At 27.9% G+C, this 13,945-nt stretch carries 13 protein-coding genes and 1 other annotated feature; of the genes, 1 reads left to right on the top strand and 12 read right to left on the bottom strand.

Annotation, left to right across the window (positions count from 1 at the left end; translation table 11 throughout):
- Window positions 1-238: 238 nt before the first annotated feature.
- The 7 genes from BN7997_RS06840 to BN7997_RS06810 form a co-directional block, all read right to left on the bottom strand.
- Window positions 239-1,009, bottom strand: coding sequence for an ABC transporter ATP-binding protein (locus BN7997_RS06840; protein WP_071120088.1), 771 nt, complete (start codon window positions 1,007-1,009; stop codon window positions 239-241).
- 16 nt (window positions 1,010-1,025) lie between these two features.
- Window positions 1,026-2,006, bottom strand: coding sequence for a FecCD family ABC transporter permease (locus tag BN7997_RS06835; protein ID WP_071120087.1), 981 nt, complete (start codon window positions 2,004-2,006; stop codon window positions 1,026-1,028).
- A complete protein-coding gene (locus BN7997_RS06830; protein ID WP_071120086.1) occupies window positions 1,996-3,009 on the bottom strand; it encodes a FecCD family ABC transporter permease in 1,014 nt (337 codons plus the stop codon). The genes BN7997_RS06835 and BN7997_RS06830 overlap by 11 nt, the downstream gene beginning before the upstream one ends.
- A gap of 31 nt (window positions 3,010-3,040) precedes the next feature.
- Window positions 3,041-3,994 carry an ABC transporter substrate-binding protein gene (locus tag BN7997_RS06825; RefSeq protein WP_071120085.1) on the bottom strand — a complete coding sequence of 318 codons (954 nt, stop codon included), beginning with the start codon at window positions 3,992-3,994 and terminating at the stop codon, window positions 3,041-3,043.
- A gap of 573 nt (window positions 3,995-4,567) precedes the next feature.
- Complete coding sequence (locus BN7997_RS06820; RefSeq protein ID WP_071120084.1) at window positions 4,568-4,921, bottom strand: hypothetical protein; 354 nt, start codon at window positions 4,919-4,921, stop codon at window positions 4,568-4,570.
- A 10-nt stretch (window positions 4,922-4,931) separates the two neighbouring features.
- A complete protein-coding gene (gene proC, locus BN7997_RS06815) occupies window positions 4,932-5,735 on the bottom strand; it encodes a pyrroline-5-carboxylate reductase (RefSeq protein WP_071120083.1) in 804 nt (267 codons plus the stop codon).
- 8 nt (window positions 5,736-5,743) lie between these two features.
- The gene (locus BN7997_RS06810) at window positions 5,744-6,598 is read right to left on the bottom strand and encodes a DUF4438 domain-containing protein (RefSeq protein ID WP_071120082.1); all 855 of its coding nucleotides are present in this window, start codon (window positions 6,596-6,598) and stop codon (window positions 5,744-5,746) included.
- 610 nt (window positions 6,599-7,208) lie between these two features.
- Here BN7997_RS06810 and cdd point away from each other — a divergent pair.
- Window positions 7,209-7,631: a cytidine deaminase gene (gene cdd, locus BN7997_RS06805; protein ID WP_071120081.1), complete on the top strand. Its 423-nt coding sequence runs from the start codon at window positions 7,209-7,211 to the stop codon at window positions 7,629-7,631.
- Window positions 7,632-7,808: 177 nt separating this feature from the next.
- On the opposite strand, the gene BN7997_RS06800 is transcribed toward cdd, so the two are convergent.
- The 5 genes from BN7997_RS06800 to BN7997_RS15215 all read right to left on the bottom strand — a co-directional run bounded on the left by BN7997_RS06800 (window position 7,809) and on the right by BN7997_RS15215 (window position 13,842).
- Window positions 7,809-8,381: a hypothetical protein gene (locus tag BN7997_RS06800; protein WP_071120080.1), complete on the bottom strand. Its 573-nt coding sequence runs from the start codon at window positions 8,379-8,381 to the stop codon at window positions 7,809-7,811.
- Between the two features lie 213 nt (window positions 8,382-8,594).
- Complete coding sequence (locus BN7997_RS06795) at window positions 8,595-9,119, bottom strand: hypothetical protein (protein ID WP_071120079.1); 525 nt, start codon at window positions 9,117-9,119, stop codon at window positions 8,595-8,597.
- Window positions 9,120-9,324: 205 nt separating this feature from the next.
- Window positions 9,325-10,449, bottom strand: coding sequence for a M20 family metallopeptidase (locus BN7997_RS06790; protein ID WP_071120078.1), 1,125 nt, complete (start codon window positions 10,447-10,449; stop codon window positions 9,325-9,327).
- Window positions 10,450-10,469: 20 nt separating this feature from the next.
- Entirely contained in the window at window positions 10,470-11,900 is a 1,431-nt protein-coding gene (locus BN7997_RS06785; RefSeq protein WP_143023186.1) for a YfcC family protein, read from the bottom strand.
- Window positions 11,901-12,089: 189 nt separating this feature from the next.
- Window positions 12,090-12,298 (bottom strand) — a binding site (T-box leader).
- 213 nt (window positions 12,299-12,511) lie between these two features.
- A protein-coding gene (locus BN7997_RS15215) for an IS3 family transposase (protein WP_408638337.1) occupies window positions 12,512-13,842 on the bottom strand; the annotation gives its coding sequence in 2 pieces (ribosomal slippage) (window positions 12,512-13,455 and window positions 13,455-13,842; 1,332 coding nt in all).
- Between the last annotated feature and the right edge of the window lie 103 nt (window positions 13,843-13,945).

Here is a 13,945-nt window from a genome sequence, read left to right as displayed (position 1 = left end):
TTTTTTTGAAATTATGGAAAATTTAGTGTATAAATAACTAAATTAAACACATAATAATTGTGTAAAGAATTCCAGTATTAGTATTTCTCAAAAATAAAAAAATATTACTGGAATTTGAAATTTCCAGTAATATAAATTATAAAAAATCTTATTTACACAAATCTATAGACATTCTCTATATAAGTAAAAATATGATTTATTAGAATTATATTCACAATTAAAAATTTGTAAAATATCTTTATTTAGGAATACACATAGGTCTGCTTGTAATTGGATCTAAAATTACTATACTATCTACTCCAAACACATCTTTTAACATATTCTCTGTAAATACAGTTTCAACTCTACCCTGAGAATATATTTTTCCTTTTTTCATACAAACAAGATTATCCGCATACCTCGCCGCTTGATTTAATTCATGTATAACTGTAACTATTGTTTTTTTAGTTTTCTTATTTAAATCTTTTAATAGTTCTAAAATTTCTATTTGATATGCTAAATCTAAATATGTTGTCGGCTCATCAAGTAAAAGTATATCTGTATTTTGAGTTAAAGCCATTGCTATCCATGCACGCTGTCTTTGTCCTCCTGATAAAGAGTCTAATTGTCTATTTGCAAACTCTTTAAGTCCAGTTGCTTCTATTGCCCATTGTACCATATCATCATCTTCTTTTGTTCTTGATCCAAATAAATTTTTATATGGATTCCTTCCAAAATAGCAAAGTTCTTTTACAGTTATTCCTTCTGGTGCTATTGGTCCTTGTGGTAAAATTGCTAATTTTTTAGCTAAGTCTTTAGCTTTATAATCATGTATAGATACTCCTTCTAAAAGAACATCGCCTTCCTTAGGAATTAACAATCTACTCATACCACTAAGCAAAGTAGATTTACCACAGCCATTTGCTCCAATTAGCATGGTAATTTCACCTTTAGGAATAGATAAATCTATATTATTAACTATTATTTTGTCTTCATATCCTAAAACTAAGTTTTTTATCTCTAAACTCATTAATTTCACTACCTTCCTAATTAGATTTTTTTCCTAATAATAAATATAAGAAATATGGCGCACCTACAATAGCCGTTACTATTCCTACAGGAATTTCTGTTGGTGCAATTATAGTTCTACCTATAATGTCTGCTACTACTAAAAGTATAGCCCCTACTAATCCACTTAATGGAATCACTAATTTATGTCTATATCCAACTAAACTCTTTGCTATATGAGGTGCTATCAATCCTACAAATCCTATAGTACCACTCACACTTACGCTACTAGCAGTAAGTATTATACCTATTAATAACAATCCAACTCTTAGGAAATCTACTTTTTCGCCTAAGTTAATTGCAACTTTATCTCCTAAAGATAATATATCTATTTTGTTTGCTAAAATTATAGATAAAGGTATAAGTATTACTACATATGGAATTAATATTCGAACTTCATCCCAATATCTCCCCCATACACTTCCTGTTAACCATAAAAATATAGTTTGTATATTTCCAGAATTACTTATATTAAAATACTGAATACCAGCATCAAATAATGCACTCATAGCTATACCCATTATTACAATGCTAGTATTTTTAAAGTTAGTTTTTTTAGTTAATAAGTATATAATAATACCTACACCTAGGCCTCCAAACATAGCTGCCATAGGTATAGGTATTATATTTTTTAAGTTAAGATTTATTACAAGACAAGCAAAAAATCCTGCTCCCTTACCTATTCCAAGTACATCAGTTGATGCAAGTGGATTCCTAAGAACACCTTGGAAAATAGCTCCTGCTATAGCTAAACTCATACCTACTATTATAGTCATCAATAATCTTGGAACTCTATATTCAAAAATAATAAAAGAATACTTAGAAGTTGAGTAATTAAAAATTACATCAAATATATCAGTTATATTCAATATTTTACTTCCGAAAATTAAACTTATAAAAGATATAACTATTAAACTTACTATACTTATTGTAAATATTAATGTATTCTTATTTTTCACTCACTCCACCTCTTTTCATTTCTTTATTTGCTAGGAATATATAAAATACTGCACCTATAAAAGCCGTTACTATTCCTACAGGTGATTCGTAAGGGTATTTTAAAAGCTTAGATACTATATCTGATAATAAAAGTAGGTTCCCACCATATATTCCACATAATATAAAGTTTCCTCTAAAATTTCTTACACCAAATTTACTTACAATATGAGGCGTTATTAAACCTACAAAAGATATTGGTCCAGCTATTGCAACTGAAGAGCTTGATAGTAAAATTACTGTTATTGTACTAATAATTTTCGTCAATTTAACATTTTCACCTAAGCTAATTGCTATACTATCACCCATTTTTAAAGTATCCATTGAATTAGATATTACTGTTATTAGTAAAATAGATACAATAAACCATGGTAATATAGCAAGTATATGTATAAATTGTGCGTGGTGTACTCCTCCAATCATCCAAAATACTAAATCAGATGTTTTACTTTCATTAAACAACATTATTGATTTTGTTATAGAACTTAAAAACAATTGAATACTTATTCCTACCAGTGTTATTTTTAAAGGAGATAAATTTTTAACTGAACCAATTACATAAACAAACATACCTATAAGTCCTGCTCCTAAAAATGCACATAATATTTTTATTTTATATCCTAACTGTGGAAGGAATACCATGATTATTACTACTGCTAAAGTTGCTCCTGAATTTATACCTAAAACCTGAGGTGATGCAAGTGGGTTCCTAGTCAAGTTTTGCATAATTAATCCTGAAATAGCCATAGATGCTCCAACCAATATGCAAAGTAATACTCGTGGAAGTCTTATAGTTGTTATTATTAAATGTTCTTTACTTTTGTTGTAATTGAAAATAGAGTCAATAATATCTTTAAAGCCAATATTACTCATTCCAATCAAAATATCTGTTAGCAATAACACAACTATGGCAAATAACCCTATAATTGCAAATAATGCAAACTTATTTTGTTTTTTGACCTCCATTTAAATCACCTCTCAACTACTTAATTATTTTCTATTCTTCTAATAACCATCCTGACATTTCTTTCATTAATGTTTTTACAGAAATAAATCCTCTGTATTGAGTCCATGGTTTTCTTGATACTGTTACATATACTTCATTATTTTTAACTGACTTTAGAGATTTATATAATTCTGTATCTTTCCATTCTTCATATATAGTTGTGTCTATATCTTCTCTCATATACACTATTATATCTGGGTCTATCTCTACTAATTGTTCTAAAGATAAAGATGCTTCTACATCCTCACTTTGAACTGCATTAGTAAATCCTGCTTTTTCTAAAACTTGTCCTACAAATGAACTTGAAGTATGTGCTGTATACCCATCATTTTTAGGAGATACTGTTAATACATTCTTATTACTAACTTTATCTTCTGCCTTTGCTTTAACTTCTGATAATAAATTTTCTGCTTCGGCTATTTTAACTTCTGCTTCTTCTTCTTTTCCAACAACTTTTGCTATAGTTTCAAAATTTTCTATATATTCATCATAAGTTGAATCAATACTATTTAAGACTATTGTTGGTGCAATTTTACTTAAATCTTCATATATTTCGCTATGTCTACTTGTATCTGCTATTATCAAATCTAAATCTAGAGTGCTTAATTCTTCTAAGTTTGGCTCTTTACGATTTCCTACTGATGTATACTCTGTTAATTCTCCCTCTGTAACATCAGCTACCTTACTTGCATCTTCATCATCTGCTATAGCAACTGGATCTACGTCTAAATTATAAAGCGAATCTAAGAATGATAATTCTAGTACTGCTATATTTTCAGGAGTACTATCTAAAGTTGTAGTTCCTAATTCATGTTTAACTACTATTTGATTTTTATTATCTAAATTTTCTTCTTTATTTGCTTGTGTCGTACATCCTGTGAGTACTATACTACCTAACATCACGCTCATTATCAGTGATTTTTTTCCTAATTTATAAAATTTCATATTGATATTACCTCCATCTATATATCAATATACCTATATGTATATCGATTATCATTATCATTTTCTTCATATTATCATTCATTATTTTTTTTGTCAATATCTTTATAATGTTAATTAAAACTATATTTAAATTATTGATTTATTTTTTATACAAATAATCTTATTGTAAATTACATCTGAATCTTGATTATAGATTTATCTATGTCAAAGTATTTTTAATAGCCTCATATGTAGTTCGTATTTCTCATCCAAAGACTTTGTCGTATGCTTGATCTGATTCTCCCTCACGATATTCAACCTTGCCATTAGCTAGTAGTTCCTACTACTAATCCTGCAACAGATCTTTCCCATTAAGTTATTGCCCACTCTAAGCACGCAAAAAAAAACACATTGATAATTTAATCAATGTGTGAGTAGAAACCCTATCCACAAACTATTTTCATACTATATCTATATGTATGACCTTCTAATTTTAATTTCTACATTATATAAGATTACCTAGTTTTCTTATTTATCAATATCCATATAAAAATGGCTACCTTATATTTATAATATAAAAGTAGCCATTTTAACTTATTTTAAATTAAACTTTTCATTTTCATATACAACTTGATTATTTTCTTCAAGCTCTTTAAGTATTACATAAATAACATCTTTATTTAAAAATACATTTCCATTTTCATTTCTAACCTTTAAATCAATATCCTTATACTTATCCTTTATATAATCTGTAAGATTATCTTCTTTTAAAATATTATAATTTTGATCTAAATAAACTTTAAATAACCAAGTCATAGCATTTTCACTTAAATCAACTACCAACCTATCAAGTAATACATAACTTTCATCATCATTTATAAGCATAAAATCTGGCGTATCGTTTATAAGTTTATCTATATAATCATAATACTTCTTTGTGTCTTTCATATTTGTCTCCTTATTTACTCATTTCAATAGATTTTTCTATACAAGAAGCCATTCCATTTATAACTGCACTTCTCATGCCTTCATTTTCTAAAGTTTTAACAGCTTCTATTGTAGTTCCTCCTGGTGAACATACCATATCTTTAAGCTCTCCTGGATGTTTTTTAGTTTCAAGTACCATTTTAGCAGCACCCATTACGGCTTGTGCACAAAACTCATATGCCATTTCTCTTTTCATACCATATGAAACTGCACAATCTGCCATAGCTTCTATAAACATAAATGCATATGCAGGAGAAGATCCACTTGCTCCTATTACAACATCTATTAAACTTTCATCTACTATTTCACTCTTTCCGAAAGAATCAAATATAGTTTTTACTGCATCTATGTCATTTTTCTCAATATTTTTATTAGGTGAAAGTGAACTCATACCACAGTTTACTAGTGCTGGTGTGTTTGGCATAGTTCTAATGATTTTTTTATCATTTCCTATTATTTTTTCTACACTATTTATACTTATTCCAGCAGCTATTGTAACTATTATTTTTTCATTGTCTATATAATCTTTTATTTGTTTTAAAACTTCTTCATATACATTAGGCTTAACTGCAATAACAACTATATCACATTCTTTTACTAAACTTATTGAATCCTTTGTAGTATTTATTTTGTATTTTTCTTTTATATTAGCTAAGGTTTTATCAGTTTTTGCACTTGCTATAATATTTGATGGGCTTAATAGTTTAGAGTTTATTATTCCACCTATCATAGCACTTGCCATATTTCCTGCTCCTATAAATCCTACTTTCATAATGATTCTCCTTATTTGTTCATATAGTATCCTATATTAGCATTTGAATCTATTACACCTTCTATGTTACCCTTTGATGAACTCATTATAACTGTAACACCAGGACCATGACCTGATTTTACACAGTCACTATGTATTATAACACCTATTGAAATAGCTCCACCTAAGTATCCTGTTCCATAAGTATTATCGTGGTCTTGAAGTAATACTAAATCTCCAAATCTTAATTTATCAAGTCCAAGTCTTTTTATTTCTTCTTTATCAGCAGTCATTATATCATAATCTCCACTATAAGCATTTGAAGAACCTGTTCCTGACCCCATTAAATATGCTGGAACTTTAGCAACAACTGGAACTTGTAGTTTTCCATCCTTTTCTGTTATTCCTAGTTTTTCAAATAAATTTGGGTCTATACTCATAACTGCTATATCTTCGTGATTTTCTATGCTTAATCCTTGACCATAAGCTTTAACTAATATTTTATCATCTATAGCTAAATCTTCTAAAGTTTCTTCATCAAAGTAAATCATAACATGTTCTATACCACCATGCATCCCTGTTACATAACCTTTTTTACCTTTAGCATCTCCTGATACAACCTTTGCTTCGTTACCAATACATGCAAATGTAGTTAATGCTGCATTTTCAGTTGTATTTTCGTTTCTTATAGATACACCTGGTTCAACATGGTCTCCTACCCAATTAAAAGCACTATCTCCTATTTTAACGTTATATGATATACCTCCTGTTGCAGGAAGTACCATTGGCTTTCCATCAAAAGTTATTCTGTAATTTCCACCTAGTGGATGATGTATTTTTCCTTGTACTGACCATTTTACTAAATTTTCTTTGTTTGTTTTTAACATACTTTCACTCTCCCTAATTTTTTATTATAATTTATAAATTCATCTACTGATGACTCTATGTTATCCAATATGTAACTAGTCTTATAGCTTTTTACTTTCATATAATTTTCTTTCTATATTAAACCCATAACGACATTTTAATTTTTCTATAATTTCATTAGTTATTATAGTAAATATTTAATTAGATGTAGACTTTATATATCATTTCTATTCCCAATTAGTATACTATGATTATATCATATTAAGTAATTATGTTACTTACAATTACTGTAATATTTAATTTAAATACTTAGCTTTATAATAATAAAAATAAAATTTTTAGCAACGGATGTGACAAAAATAATTCGCTAACACGTTGCTCGAAGCGGTAGCGAGTGTCATATGGTTTGCGACATGAAAAATAGCGCCCACACGTGGCTTAAAGTGTTTCGCCGACACGTCGCTAAAGCGAAATGAATTTTTTATTAATTTTTCTAAATATTATATATTTTTTTGTTTACAAGTACATACTATAATGATAAAATATAATCCCTTCTAATTACATAGATGGAACTATTGTATTAGATAATAGTTATTTGGGTTATTATACAAAAGGATATGGTGATAATTTATGATAAATGAAAAATTATTAGTAAAAAAAGCATTCGAAGCACAAAAACGTTCTTATGCTCCTTACTCAAACTTTAATGTTGGAGCTGCTTTATTAGGAACTAACGGCAAAATATATGAAGGATGTAACATTGAAAATGCGGCATTTACTCCTACAAACTGTGCTGAAAGAACAGCATTTTTTAAAGCTGTTTCTGAAGGGCAAAAAGAATTTAGCGCAATAGCTATCGTTGGAGGTAAAAATGGTGCTAAGGAAGATGAAGCAGAATACTGCGCACCTTGTGGAGTTTGTAGACAAGTTATGATGGAATTTTGCAACCCTAAAACTTTTAAGGTATACTTAGCAAAAACTGAAGATGATTATATTGAATATACATTAGAAGAAATTTTACCTCTAGGATTTAGTGGAAAAAATCTTGACTAATATTATAAAAAATAAACTATCCTATATATTATAGTTATAAAACTATTTATATTGGATAGTTTATTTATTTATTAAACTATATATTTATGATATTTATCATTAATAAAGTTATTCTATGCTGTTTATTGTTTTTAATATACAGTATATTAAAACTGTGACTCTTTCATATATTATCAATTAGTAGTTTATCATTAGAAAATTAACTCTAACCCAAAAGAAAAATAAAGTCAAAACTAAATAAAACATACCCTCTATTGAAAAATATCTTTGCTTTATTTCTTTAATTCCCATTTTAACTTCATCTACTATCTCATTACAAAAATCAGTATTCTTTATTTCTCTACAATCTAAAGTTATTTCCATTAAACTGCGAACATAAATATTATTATCTATATCTAGTAAGTATATTTCATCATTTTTTACTTCATATTTTAGATTTTTTCGTTCTAAATAATTTTCTATTATATTTATTACATCTTTTTCTTTTACATTATGTATAGAGTATCTATATTTATTTTTTCTATATCCCCAAATAAAAATTAGTAACGTTACAATACAAAATGCTATTATACTACTAATGCCAATATATCCTAGTTTATATCCTTCTACTAAATTTGAAAGGTTTATATACATTATAACTATAAACATTATTACTTGTGAGTATTTTGGATTATACATTATTTTTACCCCACTTAATAAAGTTATAGTAGTTATAACTAACCCTACTAGCATTAAATCAAAAATTATCATTATTTACCCCCCCATAATTTTTATTTATATAACATAAATTTCTTCATTAAGTTTATTTAATAAAGAAAAATTTATTTTAATATAAATCTTACTATTTTAATTCCTATATATATTAATAAAACTATAATAAAAGCAGATAATAATAAATTGCTCCATGATATCCCTACTAATGGTGTCATTGTCAACACTCCCCTATTTATTATTTTAAATATATTATTCTATTTCAAATTTATATTCATTTATATTATCATTTACTTCAATGCAAAAAGTTCCTTTCGCATCTTTTAATTCATCTAAAGATTCTATATTTAAAACTGTAATTTTAGTGCTAAAATCAGTATTTGGTTCTAATGTCATTTTAAAATTTTCATCTAAGCTTGTTTTTTGCTCATTACCATTTATAGTTATATTTTTCATATAAAAGGCTATTTTTTTATTAGATTTATTTGAAATTGAAAAAATATAACCTATAGAATTTCCAGGTGTAACTTTCTCTTTTCCTGTTATCTTAACTCTTGCAATATCATCATCAGCTATAATTACTGCTTTATCAAATAGTTCTTTTTCTTTGTTGATTTCTACTTCATCAAATAAATCTTTTTCTTTATTGATTTCTGAAGATACTGTATTTTCATCAATTTGTTCTTTACTTATTTGTGTGTTATCTGTATTTGAGCAAGCAACTAAGTTTAAGCTCATTATGCACATAATTAGTGCAGTTAATTTACGTCTTATCATATTTCCCCTCCATATATTAAAGCATAAGTTTATTATAACATTAAATTCCATAATATACCATAATGTTAGACGTAGGTTAAGACAGATATTTTCATATACACAAAAAAATAGGTTGTTATATAGATATCTTTATTAATTTATTATATAACAACCTATTTTTTGTATTATATTTTCTTAATATCCACCAATAAATTTAACTATTTTTCTATAACTCAACCTTATTAGTTAATACATCATATCCTGTATAAGCAAGTGCTAATGCTCCAATTAATAATCTTTCATGACCTAATTTAGTTGTTGTTGCATCTGCCATTTCTACAGTATGGCTTGTTAAAGGACAATTAGTAATTCCTATAAATGGATGTATAGTAGGTGTCTTGTGACTTACGTTTCCAATATCACTTGATCCACATTTTCTTGATTCATGAATATCTGTAATTCCTAAAGCTTTTAAGTTTTCAGTAAAGGCTTCTGATAAATTTTCATTCGTAATCAAATTATCGTTAGGTAACTCATATCTAGTCATTTCAAGAGTTGCACCTGTCATAAGGGCTGCTCCCTCTGCTATTTTTTTTACTTTTATTAATAAGTCATCTAAAGTTTCTTTCTTATCTGCTCTAAAGTAAAACTGTGCTGTTGCTTCATCTGGAACTATATTTGCAGCTACACCACCATTAGTTATTATTCCATGCATTCTAACATCTGGCGTAACATGTTGACGTAAAGCATCTATACCATTAAATAGTTGTATTACACTGTTTAAAGCATTTATTCCATCTTGTGGACATGCTGCTGCATGAGCTGTTTTACCTTTATATGTAAATTGTAAAGGATAAAGTGCCATAGATGTACCACTTTTAGCAGTTATATCTGCTGGATGAACCATCATAGCTACATCTAATTCATCAAATACACCTTCCTCTGCAAGTATAACTTTTGCTCCATTAGTTTCTTCTGCTGGAGTTCCATATACTATTATACGACCTCCTACTTTATCTATTACTTTGCTTAAAATTACACCTGCTCCTGCTGACATTGATCCAATCATATTATGACCACATCCATGTCCTATCAAAGGTAGGGCATCATATTCACATAAATACCCTATAGTAGGTCCTTCTTTTTTACTATCATAAATTGCTCTAAAAGCAGTTTCTATACCTAATAGCTCTTTTTCTATTTCAAAGTTATGCTCTTTTAAAAAACTAGTTAGTACTTCAACAGCTTTATATTCCTTGTTCCCAAGCTCTGGATTTTTATATATATAATCACTTATTTCACATAACTTTTCATGTAGTTCTTGTCCTTTTTCTAATAAGATATTCTTCATTTTTACGCCTCCTAAATTTTTTAAGCCCATCCTATTAATGATGCTATTGTTATAAATCCTATTGATAATGCAAATAATATAATTTGTAATGGTATTATCCACTTTAACCATTTACCATAAGGCACACCTGCTATACCTAAACATGCTATTAACACTCCTGATGTTGGGAACATTGCATTAGAGAATCCATCTCCTAATTGATATATTAAAACTGTTAATTGACGAGATATTCCTACTAAGTCTCCTAATGGTGCAAGTATTGGCATTGTTAAAGCTGCTTGACCTGAACCAGAGTTTATAAAGAAGTTTATAAACATTTGTATTGGATACATTACATATGCAGCAAGTAAAGATGGTAAACTTCCTATAGCACTAGATAAATTGTATAAAATAGTGTCTATTATATTTGCGTTTTCTGCTATTACGATTATTCCTCTAGCAAATCCTATCATAATTGCTGGACCTATCATTTCCTTTGCACCTTCAATAAATGCATTTGCCATTTCATCTGGTGATAATTTTCCAAGTATTCCACTTATAACTCCTACTGCTAAAAATACTGCAGCTATTTCTGGTATCCAAAATCCTTTTTCTAGAACTCCCCATACTATTACACCTATAGCTATGGCAAAAGCTAATAATATAATTTTATGAGATAATGTAAAATCACCTTTTTTATCTTCAAAGTTTTGTAAATTCTTACGCTTTATTTGGTCACTTTCATAAACTAAACTCTTTTTTGGATTTTTCTTAATTTTCATCGCATAAGCCATTATAAATGCAGTTCCTACAAGAGTTGTTATAAACCATATAACTGTACGAAGTTCTATACCTGAATATACTTGAATACCTGCTATAGACTGTGCAATACCTACTGTAAATGGATTAAGCATTGCTGATGAAAATCCAAGTATACATGCTAAGTATGTTATTGCAACTGCAACTATACTGTCATATCCTAGTGCTAATGTTAAAGGTGCTAAAATTGATATAAATGGCACTGCCTCTTCACTCATTCCAAATGTTGCCCCACCTAATGAAAATAAGAATATAATAATTGGTAATAATAATATTTCTTTACCTTTAAACAAATTAACTATTCTGATTATTCCGAAATTAATAGCTTTAGTTTCAGCAATTAAATTAAATGCTCCTCCTACAATAAATAAAAATGCTATAATTTCTGCTCCATCTACAATCCCTTGTATAGGTGCTTGTAAAACTTTAAATAAATTTTGTGGCTGACTTTCAGTATATTTAAATGTTCCATCTACAACTACCTTTTTTCCTGCCTCATTTACTACTGTTTCATATGCACCACCTGGTATTAAATAAGTAGCTATTGATACAATCATAATAATTGCTGCAATAATTACTAATGTATGTGGTACTTTTATACCTTTTCCATCTACTTTTGAATTATTTTGTTTTTTTGTTTTTAGTATTTCCATACTATCTCTCCTTTTTTAGTTATAATTTCATATGATAGTTGGCCAGACTTATCATAAAAAAAGCCTCTTAGTAATAATACTAAGAGGCGAATTTCCGCGGTACCACTCTTATTGGTAAGTTTCTATAAATCCCAATTTAAGAATAATAACACAGAAATTTTTTAATAAAAAAGCCTCTTAGCAATCATGCTAAGAGGCGAATTATCTCCGCGATACCACTCTTATTGGTAAAAAAACTTACCCACTCAATCTCTTAAGGCGAGTACACCTACTGCCATACTTAAATTTCCTGCAGTCTTCTCCAAAGCTCTTTTCACATAATCCTCAATACATAGCTTCCACCATCCTATGCTCTCTATAAAATTAAATTATGCTACTCTCTTTTTCATAGAATTTTCTTATTGTTTTTTTCAATTATACTATCACATATATTTTGATGTCAATATATTTTTGTTTTAAAAATTTAGTATCCATTTATAATGGTATATCTATATTTGCTAAATATAAAGATTTATGAAGTGAATCATCTAATGAAAAAACAGATTTAAATTTAAAATCTTTTAACATTTAAAGTGTACCCTTTGTCAAGGACAATTTAAAAAAAGGTATTTCTAAGAAACAAGATGATTTCTGTACTGAACAGGAGTCATCTTGCTTAAATTCCATTGATATCTATAATTATTATAGTAATCCATATAATCATCTATTTCTTTTATCACTTCTTCTAATGTACTACATTTGCTAAGAATAACTTCATCTTTAAAATGCCCAAAGAATGATTCTTGTGGAGCATTGTCCCAGCAATTGCCTCTCCTTGACATAGATTGTTTTAAACCTAATTGCTGTACTTGCTTTTGAAATTTAGGACTCGTGTAATGAACACCTTGATCTGAGTGTAAAATAGCTTCGCTATGGAGTTTTAAATTCACATTTGACTTAAGTTTTTCTAGTGTATTTAAAACAATATCTAACCGTAGGTTATCTGAGACATAATGAGCTAATATTTCATTTGTAGAGGAGTCTTTTATTGTAGACAAGTATGCTTTTTTTCCATTTTTATAACTTAAATATGTAATATCTGTTAATAGCACTTTATATGGTATATCTTGCTTAAATTCTCTGTTTATGAAATTAGAAACAATAGTATGCTCTTTACTTGCTTTCATCATACGTCTGTAAGGATTCGCTTTTCTATACGGGCAAACTATTCCATATTTTTTCATTATTCTCCTAATACGCTTTAAATTATATATTATATTAAATCTATCTTTTAAAACCATTTTTATTTGTCTTGCACCTTTTTTACGTCCTTTAAAGTTAAAAGCTTTTAATACATTTTCTTTTGATAAAATATCTTTATCTTCTCTTGATTTTCTTAAATCCTTGCTTTCTGATGAGAAGTATTTATAATACCCAGAACGTGATACACCTGCAACTTTACATAAATAACTTATCATATTTTTAAGTTTATATTTTTTTATTGTAGACTTAATAATCTCATATTTTTCACAAGAAAATAAACTTACTTCTTCTTTAACACTCTCCTTTCTATCATATCTAACTTTTTTAGTAATTCATTTTCAGCTTGAAGTAACTTCATTTTAGCTTCTAGTTTTTTGTATTTTTCTTCTATTGAAAGATCTTTCTCAATAGGTCTTCCAGTATTGTATTTGCGAGTATCTGTAAGTTTTATAGCTCCGCCATTTTTAAAGGCCGTACGCCATCTGCTAGCAGAAGATTTAATCCTTTGCATGCCTATAATATCGATATTGAAGCCACACTCTTCAAATATTATTCTAGGAAGTTTACCATTGATACTTTCATTTATAAATATTTTTTTAAATTCATCGGTATAGGTAATACCTTTCGAACTTACTTTCTTAATGTATTTGTTTTGTTTTAATATTATTATTTCCTGTTCTGTAAATAATTTTTTACTCATTAAAATTTTCTCCGATCTAATTATTATTTATTTAATTATATACAAAAATACCCTATAGAGTAGACCTTTTTATTAGTTGTCTACTCTATAGGGTACATTTTAT

The sequence above is a fragment of the Romboutsia timonensis genome, assembly GCF_900106845.1.
Classification (GTDB): domain Bacteria; phylum Bacillota; class Clostridia; order Peptostreptococcales; family Peptostreptococcaceae; genus Romboutsia; species Romboutsia timonensis.
The sequence above is the reverse complement of the archived record's forward strand: the minus strand, read 5'-3'. Positions and strand labels throughout refer to the sequence as shown.